This window comes from Synechococcus sp. W4D4, from assembly GCF_047716805.1.
Lineage (GTDB): Bacteria > Cyanobacteriota > Cyanobacteriia > PCC-6307 > Cyanobiaceae > Vulcanococcus.
The window spans coordinates 2,198,980-2,217,089 of the sequence record NZ_CP180404.1 but is presented as its reverse complement, the minus strand read 5'-3'; the positions used below and the strand labels follow the sequence as shown (position 1 = coordinate 2,217,089).

The 18,110-nt window shown below is 63.0% G+C and carries 17 protein-coding genes; 7 read left to right on the top strand and 10 right to left on the bottom strand.

Translation table 11 applies throughout. The features are described 5' to 3' along the window. Positions 1-116 precede the first annotated feature (116 nt). The 3 genes from ACLM42_RS12145 to ACLM42_RS12135 all read right to left on the bottom strand — a co-directional run bounded on the left by ACLM42_RS12145 (position 117) and on the right by ACLM42_RS12135 (position 1,443). Positions 117-266, bottom strand: coding sequence for a hypothetical protein (locus ACLM42_RS12145; protein WP_247909855.1), 150 nt, complete (start codon positions 264-266; stop codon positions 117-119). A 301-nt stretch (positions 267-567) separates the two neighbouring features. Beyond that, a complete protein-coding gene (locus ACLM42_RS12140) occupies positions 568-870 on the bottom strand; it encodes a cupin domain-containing protein (protein WP_415399264.1) in 303 nt (100 codons plus the stop codon). Between the two features lie 336 nt (positions 871-1,206). Further along, positions 1,207-1,443 (bottom strand): hypothetical protein, encoded by a 237-nt coding sequence (locus ACLM42_RS12135; protein WP_247912005.1) that lies wholly within the window; start codon positions 1,441-1,443, stop codon positions 1,207-1,209. A gap of 264 nt (positions 1,444-1,707) precedes the next feature. Between ACLM42_RS12135 and ACLM42_RS12130 the strand changes: the two genes are divergently transcribed. Further along, positions 1,708-1,950, top strand: coding sequence for a hypothetical protein (locus ACLM42_RS12130; protein ID WP_247909853.1), 243 nt, complete (start codon positions 1,708-1,710; stop codon positions 1,948-1,950). 4 nt (positions 1,951-1,954) lie between these two features. Here ACLM42_RS12130 and ACLM42_RS12125 read toward each other — a convergent pair whose 3' ends face one another. Then, on the bottom strand, positions 1,955-2,143 hold the full coding sequence (locus ACLM42_RS12125; RefSeq protein WP_415399263.1) for a cytochrome B6: 189 nt from the start codon (positions 2,141-2,143) through the stop codon (positions 1,955-1,957). Between the two features lie 32 nt (positions 2,144-2,175). On the opposite strand from ACLM42_RS12125, the gene purT reads away from it, so the two are divergent. Then, the gene (gene purT, locus ACLM42_RS12120; RefSeq protein ID WP_415399262.1) at positions 2,176-3,357 is read left to right on the top strand and encodes a formate-dependent phosphoribosylglycinamide formyltransferase; all 1,182 of its coding nucleotides are present in this window, start codon (positions 2,176-2,178) and stop codon (positions 3,355-3,357) included. Between the two features lie 63 nt (positions 3,358-3,420). Next, positions 3,421-4,464: an LCP family protein gene (locus ACLM42_RS12115; RefSeq protein ID WP_247909850.1), complete on the top strand. Its 1,044-nt coding sequence runs from the start codon at positions 3,421-3,423 to the stop codon at positions 4,462-4,464. Here the strand turns inward: ACLM42_RS12115 and ACLM42_RS12110 are convergent. From ACLM42_RS12110 to ACLM42_RS12100, 3 genes are all read right to left on the bottom strand, one after another. Continuing rightward, positions 4,461-6,602: an HAD family hydrolase gene (locus ACLM42_RS12110; protein WP_415399261.1), complete on the bottom strand. Its 2,142-nt coding sequence runs from the start codon at positions 6,600-6,602 to the stop codon at positions 4,461-4,463. The two genes, ACLM42_RS12115 and ACLM42_RS12110, sit on opposite strands and share 4 nt — an antisense overlap. Before the next feature lie 102 nt (positions 6,603-6,704). Further along, entirely contained in the window at positions 6,705-8,714 is a 2,010-nt protein-coding gene (gene uvrB / locus ACLM42_RS12105) for an excinuclease ABC subunit UvrB (RefSeq protein ID WP_247909848.1), read from the bottom strand. Positions 8,715-8,819: 105 nt separating this feature from the next. Further along, a complete protein-coding gene (locus tag ACLM42_RS12100; RefSeq protein WP_247909847.1) occupies positions 8,820-9,575 on the bottom strand; it encodes a DUF561 domain-containing protein in 756 nt (251 codons plus the stop codon). 62 nt (positions 9,576-9,637) lie between these two features. Between ACLM42_RS12100 and tilS the strand changes: the two genes are divergently transcribed. Then, entirely contained in the window at positions 9,638-10,681 is a 1,044-nt protein-coding gene (gene tilS, locus ACLM42_RS12095) for a tRNA lysidine(34) synthetase TilS (RefSeq protein ID WP_415399260.1), read from the top strand. Beyond that, entirely contained in the window at positions 10,678-11,352 is a 675-nt protein-coding gene (locus ACLM42_RS12090; protein ID WP_415399259.1) for a hypothetical protein, read from the top strand. The genes tilS and ACLM42_RS12090 overlap by 4 nt, the downstream gene beginning before the upstream one ends. A gap of 61 nt (positions 11,353-11,413) precedes the next feature. Here the strand turns inward: ACLM42_RS12090 and ACLM42_RS12085 are convergent, their stop codons facing one another. From ACLM42_RS12085 to ACLM42_RS12075, 3 genes are all read right to left on the bottom strand, one after another. Beyond that, on the bottom strand, positions 11,414-13,423 hold the full coding sequence (locus ACLM42_RS12085; protein ID WP_247909844.1) for a ribonuclease J: 2,010 nt from the start codon (positions 13,421-13,423) through the stop codon (positions 11,414-11,416). Between the two features lie 85 nt (positions 13,424-13,508). After that, positions 13,509-14,426 carry a 4-hydroxy-tetrahydrodipicolinate synthase gene (gene dapA / locus ACLM42_RS12080; RefSeq protein WP_415399258.1) on the bottom strand — a complete coding sequence of 306 codons (918 nt, stop codon included), beginning with the start codon at positions 14,424-14,426 and terminating at the stop codon, positions 13,509-13,511. Beyond that, complete coding sequence (locus ACLM42_RS12075; RefSeq protein WP_415399257.1) at positions 14,423-15,499, bottom strand: aspartate-semialdehyde dehydrogenase; 1,077 nt, start codon at positions 15,497-15,499, stop codon at positions 14,423-14,425. The genes dapA and ACLM42_RS12075 overlap by 4 nt, the downstream gene beginning before the upstream one ends. Positions 15,500-15,924: 425 nt before the next feature. Here ACLM42_RS12075 and tig point away from each other — a divergent pair, with 425 nt between their 5' ends. Both tig and clpP read left to right on the top strand, forming a co-directional pair. Next, positions 15,925-17,367, top strand: coding sequence for a trigger factor (tig, locus tag ACLM42_RS12070; RefSeq protein ID WP_415399256.1), 1,443 nt, complete (start codon positions 15,925-15,927; stop codon positions 17,365-17,367). Positions 17,368-17,405: 38 nt separating this feature from the next. Further along, entirely contained in the window at positions 17,406-18,086 is a 681-nt protein-coding gene (gene clpP, locus ACLM42_RS12065) for an ATP-dependent Clp endopeptidase proteolytic subunit ClpP (protein ID WP_415399255.1), read from the top strand. The last annotated feature ends 24 nt before the right edge of the window (positions 18,087-18,110 follow it).

Sequence of the window (18,110 nt, the reverse complement as noted above, 5' to 3'; positions counted from 1 at the left end):
AACTCAGATCGCTTGCCGGCGCTTTGGAGTGGGCATTGCTTTGCTTTGCCGCTAAACCAAGAAGTTCGCACCTGATCGTTACGCAAGGCAGGGATGTTGTCCAGAGCAATCCAGGCCTATTTCGCCTGCAATGCAGGCATCGCTTCATCGAGCTCTGTATTGCTGGCTGGAGGAGGACCTTCCCCAAGCCAGGTGCACATCACCACCCCCAGAGCCAACAACAAGAGCAGAACGATGAGGCGCACAGCCCGGCCCGTGGAGGTCATGGCGCAACGGTCGCTTGGATCACCCAACAGTGTCAGCAGCAGCCAACAGAGACCGCAGAGCGTTACAAGAACAACAGTTCAAACCCTGGCCACAGCGGATCATTCACCCACGACCTTCGGGTCGGGCAAGGGAGATTCTCAAGGGGGTGTGGCAACCCCCTTTTTCTTGACCAAGCGCGGAACATCTGTAGCCATTTCCCATGGCTTAGAGGACAGCACGACCCCGTTAGCGGGTGTTCTTTTGCTGGCAACACCCCTCGTTCGAGCGGCCGCAGATTGCCTCAGGCAAGGCAACAGCAGCTCATTTCGTCCGAATCATGTTGGGCATCCCCTCAACGCTTGCGAAGGTCACCATCGCCTCTGCCGTTTCAGAGCCTTTGTTGGTCACGTAGTGAGGCTCATCAGGGTGGCCTTCCAGGAAGCCATCGCCTGGCTCGACAAGGCTGACAACCTCAGCGCCGTCAACGATTCGAACATTGGTGACAACACCCTTGGTCACCAAAACGACGACCGGAGAGGGGTGGGTGTGCAGGGGGATCGTTGCTCCAACGGGAATGGTCACCCGATAGACCCGCATCTCAGGGGTTCCTTTGGGATACGCCACAACCCTTGCCCCAGGCGTCCTGTTTGCCTTGAAAAGCTCCTGAATGGACGGTTTGGGCGCAGCCAGCGCACTAGAGGCAATGAGCTACACCCCTTCTAGAGCCATCTGCGTGGCGCCCACTGCGCGTCATGCACACCCTCAAGCCACCGACACACGCACAAAAAAAGAGACGGGTGCCACCCCGCCTCATCGATCTCCCTTGCCCGACCCGAAGGTCGTCTTCAGATCATCCGGCAGCCGCCCAAGCGGTGATGTGGCGTCTGTAACCACCTGAACGGTTTGTGTGGGACTGAGGACTGGAGCCAGTGGCGATCCAGGGCAACCATCGATGGGAGATCAGTTGCCGCCGTTGCAGTAGCGGACTGCCTGGGCATTGGTCTTGCCCTCAGCAATGACCTCTTCCACGCAACCGTTGAAGACCTTGCTCTCCTGCTTCACGGAGCAAAAACCAAGGGCGATGACTGCCAGGGAGACGGCGGAGATGACCGTGGCAGAAATCTGGACAAGGCCATACGCGAGCATCGCTTTTTTCTTGCCACCGCAGTTCTGTGTGCTGGCGTTCTCTTCGGTCATGGGTTGGGAATGACTGGTCAAAACGCTATGGAGCAGAAATAGGCCGACGAGGCAGATCTCGGATGGGATAACCGGCCAGAAGACAGGAAGACCCACCAACGGTTCCCTCACCCACTCCACAGACATGGGGCCGTGCCATGTTTGAAGCAGTGAGCGATCAGACCCAGGCAGGCGGGATACCAACGCCAGACCAACGGTCATCGACTGAGCCTCAATCCTTAAAAACCCCTCCAGCAACAAGGCTTATTACGGAGTCGTTCGACAATGGCTTACTTCACCTGGAAGGAAACAGGACTCACGGGCGACTGCGCCAGCCTCGAATCGATGGCCGCCCGCTTCGAAGAGGCCGCAGCCTTGATGCGGCGAATGGCCTCCGAGGGGTTTGTGCTGGAGCGCCATAGCGATGGACAACACATCACCCACAGCGATGACGGTGTCTTTGCGGCCTATGGCTTCATCGATGAACAGTCACCGGTGCGGCAGTTGAACCTGATCGAGCTGGACTGAGCCCTCAGCCAGCCCGCCGGAGATAACCAACCAGCCAGACCAGAACAAAGGCCAGCACAGAAATCCCGAGATAGATCAGGGTCCAGCGCTGCAGATCCTCAATACTCAGACCATTGAGCAGGCCATCGGCTGCATCACCGGCAGTGGCGTAAGCAAACGGAGCGAACAACAGCACGGGCACGCGGCGATGCAAGATCGCGCAAGTCTCTCGTCTCCGCGGCGGCCATGGCCAGCTCCAACTTCCCCCGCACCTTGATGCTCCTGGGCAGCGGTGAATTGGGCAAGGAGGTCGCCATCGCGGCCCAGCGCCTCGGATGCCGCGTGATTGCGGTGGATCGCTACGCCGGAGCCCCGGCCATGCAAGTGGCTGATCTGGCCGAAGTGGTGCCCATGACCGACCCGGAGGCCCTGAAGGCGGTGGTGCGTCAGCACCAGCCCGATGTGCTGATCCCGGAAATTGAAGCCCTGGCTGTCGATGCCCTGGCAGAACTGGAAGCCGAGGGCACCACCGTGATCCCCACAGCTCGGGCCACGGCCGTCACCATGAACCGCGACCGGATCCGCGACCTGGCCGCCACGGAACTGGGGCTGCGCACTGCCCGGTTCGCCTACGCCAGCAGCGCGGAAGAGTTGGCGCAGGCCGCCGCCCCCCTCGGTTGGCCCGTGGTGGTGAAGCCGGTGATGAGCTCCTCGGGCAAGGGCCAGAGCGTGGTGGAGGGACCGGAAGGGATCAACGCCGCCTGGGAGGCCGCCATGGCCGGGGCCCGGGGCAGCGGCGCCCGGGTGATCGTCGAGGAGTTCCTGCACTTTGAGCAGGAAATCACCCTGCTGACCGTGAAACAGTGGAACGGTCCGACCCTGTTCTGCCCGCCGATCGGGCACATCCAAGAGCGCGGTGATTACCAGTGCAGCTGGCAACCCGCCCAACTGGAGACGGAGCAATTGGCCGCTGCACAAACCATGGCGCAGGAGGTCACGGACAACCTGGGGGGAGCAGGAATCTTTGGCGTGGAGTTCTTCGTCTGCCGCCGCCCCGATGGCAGCAGCGAAGTGGTCTTCTCCGAGCTCTCGCCGCGGCCCCATGACACAGGCCTGGTGACCCTGGCCGGTCAAAACCTGAGTGAGTTCGAGTTGCACCTGCGGGCCGTCCTCGGACTGCCCATCCCTGAGATCCGCTCGGAGGGCGCCGCCGCCAGTCGCGTGATCCTGGCCGAGCGCCAAAGCGACAGCGTGGCCTTCAGCGGCCTTGAGGCAGCCCTCGCTGAAACCGATGTGCAGGTGCTGTTGTTTGGCAAACCCGACTCCCGCCCCTTCCGCCGGATGGGGGTGGCCCTAGCCCGCGGTGCCGACCTGGACGAGGCCCGCCAAAAAGCGGATCAAGCCGCCGGCAAGATCCAGGTGATCTAGAGGCCCAAACCCCTCTAGCACCAAGGGATAACGCGAGGTACCTTGCACTCATCTGAGTGCGTTATGTCCCCCGCCCATTCCAATCCCCGGCGCCAGGCGCGCAATCCGCAACGGGACCCCAGGCGGGGGAAAGCGGATCTCCAACCTGCTGAACGCCGCGGTCGCCGCGACAACGTTGCGCAGCTCGACAGCCGGCGACCAACCGCGACTCCAACCAAGCCAGCGTCCAAAACCGCCAAGCGTCGTCAGGGGCTCCCACGCCTGCCCCTGTTCGTTGCCGGCATTGGCCTGGGGTATGCACTCCACGGTCTTCCCGCCATGGTGCTGGGAGCCTTTGATCAACCCAAGCAACTGATCGGAGCGCTCGTCGCCCCAGTGGCCTCTGGCGATCGCCGCATCGTCGTGCTGGGTACAGACGACGTCAGCACCAACACCGACGTGATGCTGACGATGCATCTCGACGAGGGCCGCACCAAGCTCACCCAGGTGCCCAGGGACACCTTCATCGACTCCGAGCGCTACGGCGTGATGAAGGCCAATGCCCTCTACAGCAGCGGCGGACCAGAGATGGTCAAGACGGAGCTCAGCAAGCTTCTCTCCGCCAAGGTCGATCGCTATCTGGTGCTGAACCTCAACGCCGTGCAGCGGCTGGCGGACGCCATCGGCGGAGTCGAGGTCGACGTACCCAAGCGGATGGCCTACGTCGACAACAGCCAAGGGCTCTACATCGACCTCTATCCCGGACGACAACGACTCCAGGGGGATGCTCTCGAGGGATTCCTGCGCTTCCGCAACGATCAACTCGGCGACATCGGCCGGATGGAGCGGCAAAAACTGGTCCTGGCTGAGGTCTTCCGCAAACTGGCGAACCCAGTCATGGCCACCCGGCTTCCCGAGCTGATGGAGATCGCGGGCAAGGACATGCGCACGGACCTATCGCCCATCGACATGGGCAAGCTGATCACGGCCATGGCCACCACCCAACTGGCCTCCAACCGGGTCAAGGGGGTCCCCTTCTGGCACCAGGACATCAGCTATTGGATGCCCGACAGCAACCCGAATCGCCAGAACTACATCAGCCAGGACCCAGACGCGCTGCTGCCTTAACGACTCAAGAAGCGGTAGTGATCTAAGCCCTCCAACACGCCCCAGGCCTGAGGCCTGGAGGCAAAAAACACCTTCGGGCGACGACGTAACTGATCGAGGGAGTGGTCGTGTTCGCAGGCCACCAGGCCAAGGGAGCTGCCGTTGAGCAATTCCGCATCGCCCTGCTGAGCCGCTACCACCAGCACTTGATCCAGGGGTAAACCCCAGTTCAGGCAGAGATGGCGAATGGCATCCGCCTTGGACGCCCGCATCGGCAACACATCCAAGAACCAGTGGTGGAAGAGGTGAGCTCGGGCCTCCAAACGGTGTTGGCGAAGCCGTTGCCGCACCATCTCGAGCACACCAGCGGTGGGCTCCTCCAGGATGTAGCTGACCTTGTAGCTGCTTTGGTTGACGGCCGGTTGCAGGGTCAGGCGGGGGCTCAGGCCTTCGAGAACCTGCTCCACCCGTTCGCGCTGCCAGCCCTGGGCAATGTGCTGCTGCCAACTCGCATCGGGCCGGCCCTCGGAACCAAAGCGCAGGTCCGCCCCTGCCTCCAGGATCCAGACCTGGGGCTCTGGCAAATGCAATTCGGCAAAGCGAAGCCGGGCTGAGGCGAAGTGGCGGCCGCTCAACATGCCAATGCCGCATTGGGGATCTGCGGCGAGCCGGCGGCGGAGATCCTCCAGGCCAGCTGGCTGCGCCGATTGCAGGCAAACGTCGAGATCCAACAGCAGCAGCCGTTGCACAGGAGGGGCTTGAACCTGAGCGGTTTCGGCCGATGCCGGTATGCCCACCCCAGTGCGGTGCTGCGCCATCCAAGCAGCGGAACGACGTTCGGCTTCCCCCAGATAGCTGCAGACGTGGGCATCCCAACTGAAATTGCGGCTAATCGCCTCGATGCCGTTATCGCGCCAGCGGCGCCATCGCTCCAGGTCGGCGCCCGCCTCCTCCAGGGCTTGCTGGAGCACATCGAGATCGGTGACATCCGCCAACTGACCGTTGGCACAACGCTGAAGAATGTCCCGGGGTCCTCCGTCATCGGTGGTCACCAACGGCAGTCCACAGGCCGCCGCCTCGAGCAGGGTGAGGCCAAAGGGCTCCGTCAGAGCTGGGTTCACAAAGATCCCGCAGCGCTGCGCCGCCCAGCGGTAGATCGCAGGGATCTGCTCACCCCGATGCTGCTTGGGATAGGCGACCTTGCCGTAAAGATCGAAGCGATCAACCAGCTCAAAGATCTGCTGGAACTGATCCCGCTGCTGCTTCTCCAACGAGCGGGGGTCCTCACGGCAACCCAGCACCAACACCAAGTTATGGCGCTCCTGCAACAGGGCCGAGCGGCCATAGGCCTCCACCAGGGCCGGAACGTTCTTACGCCGGACCGCGCGGCAGATCGTGAGCAGCGGTGACTTATGGGGCTCCCGCAGGAAGGGCTCCATCAGAGCCTCCACATCCGAGGCCTCACCAGGCATCGCCACGGGATGGAAGCGCTGGGCATCCACCCCAGGGGGCACCACCGCGGCCTGCTCCGCCTCAAAGCGGTTGTAGCGGGCGTACTGCTGCTGGGCCTCCTGCTGGGTGCTGGTGATCACCAGAGCCGATTGGGCTAAAGCCCGCTCCTCCGCATCGATGCGGCGACCGATCGCATAGGTCTGCTCGATCTGCTCATGGGTCAACCCACCTTCGAGCAACCGCCGCTGTTTCTCACGGCCCAGGGAGTGACCGGTAAACACCAACGGGATGCCGAGCCGCTGGGAGACCAGGGCCCCCACATAACCGGCATCGGCGTAGTGGGCATGGATCCAATTCGGTCGCTGCGGCTGAGCCGCAATGTGTGCGGTGACGGCATCAGCCATCTCATCGAGATAGGGCCAGAGCAGCTCCTTGCGCAGATAGCGCCGCGGACCGCAGGGGAGGCGAACGATGTTGGCTCCACCACCCAAGGGCTCATGGGCCTGGGCGTAATCGGGGGAGACCCGCTTGTCCTGAATCAAGCGGGTGACGACGTCGATGCGATTGACCTCAGGGCGAGCCGCTAATCCCTTCGCCAGCTCGAGCACATAGGTGGTCTGTCCACCGGTATCCGCATCACGCCCAAGCTCCAGGTCATGGCCGCGGAACAGGCCATGCAGATGGAGATGGAGCAAGTAGTAACCCATTCGCCTCCTCGGCGATTAGCTCACCTTTAGCCGTGATTCCAGAGCTGAAGTCGAAAGAAAAGGGAAAGATCAAACCCGCCTGGTCGCGAGGCTTTCGCTGACTTATGGCTTCCCCACAAGCTTTTGGCGTAGCCCTTTGATGCGATCGCGCAGGTTGGCCGCCTCCTCAAAGTCAAGATTCTTGGCCGCCGACTTCATCTTGTCCTCCAGTTGTTGAATCAGTTCGGGCAAGGAATCCAGCGGCACATCGTTGTGCTCGGCCTGCTCTGTGGCCTGCTCCAACTGCTCATCGTTGAGGCGCCTGGAGACCTCCAAGAAAGCCAGGATCGAGTTACTACCCCGCTTGCCTGCCGGCGTCGGGGTAACCCCATGCTTCTCGTTGTAGGCCTGCTGAATCGCACGCCTGCGCTCGGTTTCCGAAATGGCTTTGGCCATCGAATCGGTCAGGTTGTCGGCGTAGAGCAGAGCGACGCCTTCCACGTGTCGAGCCGCCCGGCCGATGGTCTGAATCAAGGACCGCTCTGCCCGTAGGAAGCCCTCCTTGTCCGCATCGAGAATCGCCACTAGGGAGACCTCGGGCAAATCCAGGCCTTCCCGCAGCAGGTTGACGCCCACCAGCACGTCGTACTCACCGTTACGGAGGTCCTGGATGATCTCGATCCGCTCGATTGAATGGATCTCAGAGTGGAGATAGCGAACCCGGACACCGTTCTCAGCGAGGTAGTCGGTGAGGTCTTCCGCCATCCGCTTGGTCAGGGTCGTGACCAAGACCCGCTCTTTCTTCTCCGCACGGATGCGAATTTCACCCAGGAGGTCATCGACCTGGCCATCGGTGGGACGGACCTCGACGACGGGATCCAGGACCCCGGTCGGACGAATCACCTGCTGCACCACTTCGGTATCGCTCTGCTTGAGCTCCCAATCGCCGGGGGTGGCACTGACAAAGATGCTCTGCCGCGCCTTCTCCCAGAACTCATCGCCTTTGAGCGGGCGATTGTCCGCAGCGCTCGGGAGCCGGAAGCCGTGCTCAATCAGCACACCCTTGCGGGCTTGGTCACCGTTGTACATCGCCTGAAGCTGAGAGCAGGTGACGTGGGACTCGTCCACCACCAACAACCAGTCCTTGGGGAAGTAGTCGATCAAGCACTCCGGCGGGGTCCCTGCCTCCCGGCCCGCCAGATGGCGTGCATAGTTCTCAACGCCATTGCAGTAGCCGACCTGCTCGAGCATTTCCAGGTCGTAGGTGGTGCGCTGCTCGAGGCGCTGAGCTTCCAGCAACTTGCCCTGTTCGTTGAGCACATCCAGGCGCCCCCGCAGCTCCGAGCGGATGGCCTTAATCGCGTCTTCCAGGCGCTCCTTCGGGGTGACGAAGTGCTTAGCCGGATAGATGCTGATCGATTCGAGGCTCTGCAGGATCTCCCCCGTGGTGGGGTCCACATAGCGAATGGCCTCGACCTCATCGCCGAAGAGTTCGATCCGCACCAGGCGGTCCTCATAGGCAGGGCCGATCTCGAGCACATCACCCCGCACCCGGAACCGTCCGCGCGAGATCTCCAAATCATTGCGGGAGTACTGGTTGTTGACCAATTCCCGCAGGGAGCCGCGCAGGTTGAGGGTTTCACCCACCTCAAATTTGACGGCGGCCTTGAGGTACTCACTCGGAATCCCCAGGCCATAAATACAGCTGATGGAGGCGACGACGATGACATCGCGACGCTCAAATAAAGAACGCGTTGCGGAGTGCCGCAGCATGTCGATCTCTTCGTTGATCGAGGCCGTTTTGGCGATGTAGGTATCGGAGACGGGCACATACGCCTCCGGTTGGTAGTAGTCGTAGTACGAGATGAAGTACTCAACGGCGTTCTTCGGGAAGAACTCCCGGAGCTCATTGCAGAGCTGGGCCGCCAGGGTTTTGTTGTGGGCCAACACCAGAGCCGGTCGACCGGTCTTGGCGATCACATTGGCAATGGTGAAGGTCTTCCCGGTTCCCGTCGCCCCCAGAAGGGTCTGGTAACGCTCGCCTGATTCCACGCCAGCCACCAGGGCTTTGATCGCCTCGGGCTGATCCCCCTTGGGCTCATAGGGAGCGTGGAGTTCAAACGGGTTAGGCATCAAGGCATTCTCGGACAACCAACCAGACGGCGTGGATGCCCAAACGACAAAAAACCCATGCCCCGAAGGGCATGGGTGAGATCAAACGAGGTTGAGCGCTGCGCTTCAGACCGCAGCCTTGACGGAGGCGCCCAGGGCTTCGCGCAGCCCGCGAACCACGGCAACCATGGCCAGCTCATCGTTGAGCTTGTTGACGGCGGAGCCCACACCCACGCCAGCGGCGCCGGAGGCGATCGCCATCGGCACGGTGACCGAAGACAGACCGGAGGCACAGAGCACAGGGACAGCCACAGCGCGGCTGATGCTGTGGGCGGCAGCCAGGGTGGGGGCGGCCTTCTCGATCAGGCCGAGGCTGCCGGCACTGAAGGGCTTGGCGCTGGTGCCACCTTCGGTCTGGATGATGTCGGCACCAGCGGCCACCAGATCAGCGGCGAGCTGCTCCTGCTGATCGATGGGCAGCACGTGGGGAACGGTCACGCTGAGGACAACCTCGGGCAGCAGTTCGCGGGTGCGGCGGGTGATGGAGAGCACCTCCGCGGCATCAAAGATGCGTCCCAGGGGATAGAAGGCGTCGTAGTTGCCGATCTCGACCATGGCAGCGCCGGCGGCCACAGCAGCGGGGAACAACTCAGGATCGACGGCGCTCACGCAGATGGGCAGGCCCGAGACCGAAGCAGCCAGCTGGACCAGCTCGGCGTCGCAGGCCACGTCGATCAGATCAGCACCACCGAGACCAGCCGCGCGACTGATGCGCTCAACGCTGGCGGCGTCAAAGTTGGTGAGGCCAGCAATCACCTTGAGAGCGCGCTTCTCGCCCAGGGCCATGCGAAGGGAAGCGGGCAGCCGATCGAGGCGGGACATGCCAGTACAGATGGATTTTTGCGATTCTCACACGCTGAGCCGGGGCGATTCAGGCTGGGGCCATGGCTGAACGCTGGAGTGATCTGCATCGGCGCCTGCACCAGCAGTTGCTCCACCAGCGCGATCTGCTGCCCGAGGGAGATCCCTTGCTGCTGGCGGTCTCCGGCGGCCAAGACTCCATGGCCCTCACCGGTCTGCTCAGCGACCTGAGGCGGCTGCACCACTGGCCCCTGCAGCTCTGGCATGGCAACCACCGCTGGCGTCCCGAGGCCGAGCAGCAGGCCCAAGAGCTCCAAAGCTGGGCCCAAGGCCAAGGCCTGCCGATCCAGATCGACTGCTGGGCCCAGCCGCAGACGGATGAAGCATCGGCCCGCGCCTGGCGCTATGGACAGCTCCAGACCCTCGCCCAGACACTGGGTTGCCGCAGGGTGGTCACGGGACACACCGCCAGCGACCGCAGCGAAACGGTCTTGCTCCAGCTCGCCAGGGGCAGCCATCGCCGCGGCCTCTCCAGCCTGAGACCCAGGCGAACGCTCGGCGGCAGCATCGAGCTGGTACGCCCACTGCTGGGGTTGACCCGCAGCGACACCGCCCAGATCTGCCGGCAACTCGCCTTACCGATTTGGCTCGATCCAAGCAACAGCGACCCGCGCTTTAGCCGCAACCGGATTCGCCATGAGGTCCTGCCGGTCCTGGAGGAGCTGCACCCCGGAGCCAGCGGACGGATCAGCCAACTCAGCGAACGGCTGGCCCAGGAAGAAGAAGGCTGCGACCAGTTGCTGGATCTCGCCCTGACCAACCTCAAGAGCACAACCGCCCAGGCGCAGCCGGCCTTGCAGCGTCGTCCGTTCACGGCCCTAGCCCGCAGCAATCAGCGGCAGCTGCTGAACCGCTGGCTCGCCGCACAGGACATCAGCCTGGGCAACGCTGAGCAGTTGGAGCACCTACTCAATCGCCTTCCACCACACCGCGGCCCGGGCCAGTGGGACCTCAGCCGCGGGTGTTCATTGCAGTGGAACCGCGATCTGATCTGGCTGGCGCACTCCCAGCGCAGCCAGCCTGTACAAAACGACCTAAACCAGGGCGGGAGCAGCGCAACGCCATGAGTAGCGCCAGCGGAGATGACTACGGAGCCATCGAACGGGCCTATGGAGAAGGACGCTTCGCTGACGCGCTCCAAAGGGCCGAAGAGCTGCTGGCGGAACTGCAGAAGTCAGACGCCAATCCAGAGGCTGAGATGGCCCTGAGCAGGCTCCAACTGCTCACAGGCCACATCCATCTCTACGGGCTAGGGCAACCCGAGGACGCCCAGGCCTACTACCGAGCCGTGACCAGCAGCACAGCACCCTCAACCCTGGTGGACCTGGCGGAAGCCAGTCTCAAACGCTGCAAACAGCGCCCGACCTCGCAACCCAATCCCAAACCCCAACGGGCTCAAGGCGCAGCGAACAGCGCCGATCTCCCAGCCACCCCGTGGCTGAGCCAACTGAGTGAACCCCAAGAGGCCCTGACCGCCCTGCAGTCGGCTTCGGTGCCCGAATCGCCAGCGACTCCCTGGGGTGAAAACACGCCGAACGAGCAAGCCACACCGACTGATTCAGAGCCCGTTGAGAACGAGACACCAGCGGAAGCCTCCGACGAGGTGGAGATCTTGGTTGAAGCTGCAGAGCCTGAAACCAGCCCCCCTTGGCCCGACTACAGCCAAGGCAACCTCGTGGTGGAGCTGCCCCAGAGCACTGACCTCCCTCCAAGCGAAAACCGCCCCAGCACCCCCTGAATCAGGGGCAAAGCTGGAAACGGTTCTTCAGGCTGAAGCGGCCCTAGAGCCGCTTCAGAGCTCAGCTCGCGGCGGAGCGGCGGCGGCGGGTCCGGCCGCTGAATTCAGGCTCCTCAGGCTTGGCGGCGGCGGCAGCAGCAGGGACAGCCTTGGCAGCTGCCACTGGTGCGGGAGCAGAGGCAGGTGCGGCCGACGCTGCCGCGCCCACGGGAGCTAGCTCACGGCGGGGGGTGCGATCGCGATCCCGGTCGCGGTTGCCATCACGGTTGCCGTCACGGCGACCACGGGGAGCCGGACGGGTGTCGGGCTCGGCGTCTGCACGCCCCTTGTAAGCCGGGGTGCCACCAGGCGCGGGCTGAACCAGACAGATGATCAGCGGCTCGACCTGCAGTTCGCGGCGCAGGCGACGCTGCAGGCCCACCTCGATTTCCCGCTGAACGCCCATCCAGTCGACCTCAGGGGCCTTGCCGCCGGTGTTGCGGGAGAGCTGCTGCCAGCGGTTCTCCAGCACCCAGGTAATTTCCCGTTCAGTCCAGAGGCTGAGCTTGCGTGGATCGGCTGCGGTCACCACACCACGCAAGTTCACCCGAGGCGGAGCAGCCATCACACCATCGGTGCTGATCACGGCCAGCATCGTGATCACGCCGTCATCGGCGAGCTGCTGACGCTCTTTGAGAACGCGGGCATCGACAATCCCATTGCGGGAGGCATCCAGCAGCTCGATGCCTGCCTTCACAGGCTCGCCCTTCTTGAGGGAGTCGGCCGTCAGCTCGACGACGTCACCGTTGTCGATGATCAGCATGTTGTCGGCCGGAACGCCCATGGACTGGGCGGTCTTGCTGTGGCAGACGAGCATGCGGTGCTCGCCGTGAACCGGCACAAAGAACTTGGGACGGGTGAGGGCCAGCATCAGCTTCTGGTCCTCCTGGAAGCCGTGGCCGGAAACGTGGATGCCCTCGCCCTTGCCATAGACCACCTTGGCGCCCAGCATCATCAGCCGGTCGATGGTGTTCACCACAGAGATGGTGTTCCCAGGGATCGGGCTGGCAGAGAAAATGATCGTGTCGCTGCTCTTGACCTGCACCTGGGGGTGCTCGCCGCGGGAGATGCGGCTTAGTGCGGCCAAGGGCTCACCCTGGCTACCGGTCATCAGCAGCAGAGTTTCGCGATCGGGCAGATCACGGATCTGCTTGATCGGAACGAACAGATCATCCGGAGCGCGCATATAGCCCAACTCACGGGCCTTGGCGATCACGTTGAGCATGGAGCGGCCGAGCAGACCGACTTTTCGGCCGTTCTTCATGGCCAGCTCCAGGATCATCGCGACGCGATGGATCGAGCTTGCAAAGGTGGTCACGATCACCCGGCCTTCAGCCTGGGCGATATGGCGATCGAGGGCCGGGAAGACCGAGCGCTCAGGGGGACAGAAGCCAGGGACTTCAGCGTTGGTGGAGTCGCTAAACAGGCAAAGAACGCCCTGCTCGCCGTAATGGGCGAGACGGGCCATATCAAAGGTTTCGCCGTCGACCGGGGTGTGGTCGAACTTGAAGTCACCCGTGAAGATGATTGTCCCCACCGGGGTGGTGATGGCCAGCGAGAAGCTGTCCGCCATCGAGTGGGTGTTCCGGATGAACTCCACCGAGAAGTGCTGGCCGACCTTCACCACGTCCCGCGGACCCACGGTCTGGATGGTGGTGCGATCGGTGACACCGGCCTCCTCCATCTTTCCCTGGAGCATCGACATGGCCAGCCGAGGGCCATGGATCACCGGGATGTTGAAGTTCTTCAGGTGGTGCGAAATGCCACCGATGTGGTCCTCGTGACCGTGGGTCACGATCATTCCGCGGATGCGCTTCTGGTTCTCCTTGAGATAGCTGGTGTCGGGCATGACGACGTTCACGCCATGCATGCCATCGCTGGGGAAGGCGAGGCCCGCATCCACGAGCATGATGTCGTCGCCGTACTCGAACACGCAGGTGTTCTTGCCGATCTCGTGCAGGCCGCCGAGGGGAATCACCCGCAGGTGGGGCTGCTTAGCGGCGCCGTTACGGCCAGGGGTTTGAGAAGTCATTCAGAGAAAGGGAGGCGGCTGAGCCGCATTGGGTCAAAACGTTGAAAGAGGGGTTGCTCAGCAACAGGTCAGGTCGGCCTTGGCGTCAAGTGGGACGCAGGGCTGCCAGGACGGAGGTGAGTCGATCGCGCACATCGCTTGAAGCAGAAACCAACGGAAGCCGTGGGGCACCAACGGACCAGCCGCTCAGTTCCAAAGCAGCCTTCACGGGGATGGGATTGGTGGTGCAGAACAGGGCCTTGCACAGGGGCAGCAGTTGCTCGTGCTCGGCCAACGCTGCGCTGAATTCACCGGCCAGGAAAGCCTGAACCATGCGCTGGATCTGATCGCCTGCAACATGGCTGGCCACGCTGACCACGCCGACCGCACCGACGGCCATCATCGGCAGCGTCAAAGCGTCATCGCCGCTGTAGATCGCCAGACGCTCGCCGCACACCGCGCGCAGAGCACTGACCTCCTCGGTCGTGCCGCTCGCCGCCTTAAAGCTGACCACGTTGGGGAGATCCATCAACCGAGCAGCGGTCTCTGGATTCAGGCTGCAACCGGTCCGGCCAGGGATGTTGTAAAGCATCAGCGGCGTCTGGGGAGCCGCCTGGGCCACGGCCCGGAAATGGGCCTCCAGGCCCTCCTGGGGAGGCTTGTTGTAGTAGGGCACCACAACCAAGGCGCCATCGGCCCCCAGGGCGGCCGCTTTACCAATGGCCTCTACGGCCTCGGCGGTGCAGTTGCTGCCGGTGCCGGCCAACACCTTGGCGCGGTCACCAACGGACTCTTTGACGGCTGAAAACAGTTGGTGCTGCTCATCCCAGCTGAGGGTGGGCGATTCGCCGGTGGTGCCGCAAATCACCAGGCCATCGGAACCGTGATCCACCAGATGGCTAGCCAACTTGGCCGCCATCGGCAGATCCACAGAACCATCGGCCGCAAAGGGGGTGATCATCGCGGTGATCACACGACCAAAGGGGGCCGGGGAGTGCGCGCCTGGGGTCAAGGAAGAGCTCATGCGGAGACTCCTGCCGTGGCCTGAGCCGCAGCGGCGGCCACCGGATCAAGCAGCAACTCAGCAATCTGGATCGCGTTCAGGGCAGCCCCCTTGCGGATCTGGTCACCACAAAGCCAAAGCTCGAGGGCGTTGGGTTCGCTGAGGTCCTGGCGGATGCGGCCTACGGCCACAGGATCCCGTCCCGTGACATCCGTGGGCATCGGGAAGCGGTTGGAGCTGAAGTCTTCAATCAGCTCAACGCCCGGGGCGTCCTGGAGCAACGCACGGGCTTCATCCACGGGGAAGGGCTCGCAGAACTCAATGTTGATGGCCTCGGAATGGGCCCGCAGGACCGGAACGCGAACACAGGTGGCCGAGACCCGGAGGTCGGGCAAACCCATGATCTTGCGGGTTTCGTTGACCATCTTCAGCTCCTCTTCGCAGTAGCCGTTGCCCTGAAGGGGGGAGTTGTGCAGGAAGAGATTGAAGGCCAAGGAGTAAGGCAGAACGCTGCTCATGGGCGTCCCTCCATCGAGGACCGTGCGACTGAGTTCACTCAGCTCCTCCATGGCACGGGCACCCGCACCACTGGCCGATTGATAGGTGCTGACCACCACCCGTCGCATGGCCCGGCGCGCCGCCAAGGGCGCCAGGGCCAGGGTCATCAAAATCGTGGTGCAGTTGGGATTGGCGATCACCCCTTGATGGCGAAAGGCCTCGTGGGGGTTGACCTCGGGAACCACCAACGGCACACCCGCATCCATCCGAAAAGCGCTGGAGTTGTCGATCACCACCGCCCCAGCGGCAGCAGCGACGGGGGCCCATTGCTTCGAGACAGAGCCACCCGCCGAGGCGAGGACCACATCAACACCGGCAAAGGCCTCAGCCGTGACGGGCTGAATCGTCAGAGCCTGACCGTTCCACTCCAGGGTTTGACCGGCTGAGCGAGGTGAGGCCAGCAGGGTGAGCTGCCCAACGGGGAAGGACCGCTCCTTGAGCAAGGTCAGCAGCTCTTGGCCAACGGCACCGGTTGCCCCGAGGACAGCGACATGCAGAGGACGGTTGGGCAGCGAACGAACGTCGGTGGAAGTCAACGGAGGTGCAAAAAGAAGTTGAGCTCGATGGCCTGAGATCTGAACTGGGCCTCAGCAAGAAGCCAGATCTGTCAAGCGGAGGGGGAGCAGTTAGAGGAACGCCGAGTCTTGAGCGCCAATTAAGAGATGGAGGTCAGAGGAGAAAAGGAGTGAAGCGGCAAATCAACGGGTAGTGCGATCGACGAGCCCAATACCGAGGAAAGCGAGCGACGGCGCATCCCGGGAAAGACGGATGCACGACTTGCAACATCTGTGCGGGGTCTGAGCAGACACCGCGACAAAGCTCTTCAGGTCACTGGTTCTTGTTAAGACAATACGCCGCCAGGGCCGACCTCGAACAGGCCTGTTGGAGCTCGTCACAGGTGACTACTTAGGATCGTGGGCTGCCCTAGCCGACTGTTCGGCCCGACGTCTCGATCGCATCCATGAGCCCTGCCGCTAGCACCGCCAGCAAAGCCACTGCCAAACAGGCAGACCTGAAGCTGAGCACCAGCGCCCGTCCCGGCAGCCGAATGGCGATCGAGATTGCCGTTCCTGGGGAGCGCACCCAAGGAAGCCATAACGCCGCCGTTGAGAAGCTGAGCCGCAGCGTCAAACTCCCCGGCTTCCGCAAAGGCAAGGTGCCCCGGGCCGTACTGATGCAGCAAATCGGCCCTCTGCAGATTCGGGCGACCGCGCTCGAGTCCCTGGTGGACAGCGTTTTCAAAGACGCCCTCAAGCAAGCCGACATCCCGGCCATCGGCCAACCCGCCCTCGACGGCGGCTTCGAATCCCTGCTCGAGCGCTTTGAGCCCGGTCAAGAGCTCACCTTGACCCTTGAAATGGATGTGGAGCCCACTCCGACGCTCAAGAGCACCAAAGGCCTCAAGGCCGAAGCCGAATCCGTCAGCTTTGATCCGGCCCGCGTCGACGAACTGATCGAGCAGTCCCGCCGTCAGATGGCCACCCTGGTGCCGGTCGAAGGCCGAGCCGCCGCCTCCGGTGATGTGGCCGTCCTGAGCTTCAAGGGCACCTACAGCGACAACGGCGAAGCCATCGAAGGCGGCAGCGGTGACGCCATGGAAGTGGAACTGGAAGACGGCCGCATGATCCCCGGCTTTGTGGAAGGGGTCATCGGCATGAAGGCAGGCGACAGCAAGACCATCGATTGCCAGTTCCCGGAGGACTACGCCCAGGAAGACGCCGCTGGCCGCAAAGCCAGCTTCGAAATCACCCTGAGCGAACTCAAGGGCCGCGAACTCCCTGCCCTCGATGACGCCTTTGCCCAGCAAGCCAGCGACAAGCAAACCCTGGCCGAACTCCGCAGTGATCTGGAAACCCGCCTGAAGGAGGACGCCGAGCGTCGCCACCAGTCCAATCGCCATGACGCCCTGCTCGCCGCCCTGGTCGAGCAACTGGAGGTTGAACTGCCCGAGACCCTCGTCCAAGAGGAGATCGTCACCCTGCTCGAACAAACCGCTGGCCAACTCGCTCAGCAGGGAATGGACGTCAAGAAACTGTTCACGCCTCAGCTGATCCAGAGCCTGCGCGAGACCTCTCGCCCTGAAGCCGAGGAGCGCCTCAAGCGCAGCCTGGCCCTCAAGGCCCTGGCCGCCGCCGAGAAGCTAGAGCTCGAGGCCAGCGAAATTGACGCCAAGGTCAAGGAACTGAGCCGCGGCTTCAGCGACAGCTCCCGCATTGATCCCGACCGCCTGCGCCAGGCGGTTCAGGAAGACCTGATGCGCGAGAAGCTCCTGGGTTGGCTGGAGAGCAACTCCACCATCACTGAGAAGGCGGCTGAGGCCGGCGAGGACCAGCCCAAGGCCAAGGGCGCTGCCAAGAAAAAAGCCAAGGCTGACGACGCCAAGGCGGCCACCACCGAGGCCTGATCCCCATAGATTGGCCGGACTGACTCCAGTCCGGCCGAGTGATCAACGCCAGCACTGCTCATCCAATCCAGAACCGCTGGCTGGGCCAAGGGCCCCATTCGTCGATTTTCACGGGTCCGTCCGCTGCCCCGGGCGTGCTCCCCACCGTGGTTGAGCAGTCCGGCCGAGGCGAACGGGCCTTTGACATCTATTCCCGTCTCTTACGGGAGCGCATCATCTTTCTGGGCAGCGGCATCGATGACCAGGTGGCCGACGCCATGGTTGCCCAGCTCCTGTTCCTGGAGGCTGAGGACCCTGAGAAGGACATTCAGATCTACATCAACTCCCCCGGTGGGTCGGTGACGGCTGGACTGGCGATCTACGACACCATGCAACAGGTCGCACCTGACGTCGTCACCATTTGCTACGGCCTGGCGGCTTCGATGGGCGCCTTCCTGCTCTCGGGCGGCACCAAGGGCAAGCGGCTGGCGCTACCCAATGCGCGGATCATGATCCACCAACCCCTGGGCGGCGCCCAGGGCCAAGCCGTGGACATCGAAATCCAGGCCAAAGAAATCCTGTATCTGAAGGAGACCCTCAACGGCCTCATGGCTGAACACACCGGCCAACCGTTGGACAAAATCGCGGAAGACACCGACCGCGACTACTTCCTTTCCCCGGCAGAAGCGGTTCAATACGGCCTAATCGATCGTGTCGTCACCGATACGACCCCGGTTTGATCCTTAAGGACGGCTGACGAAGCG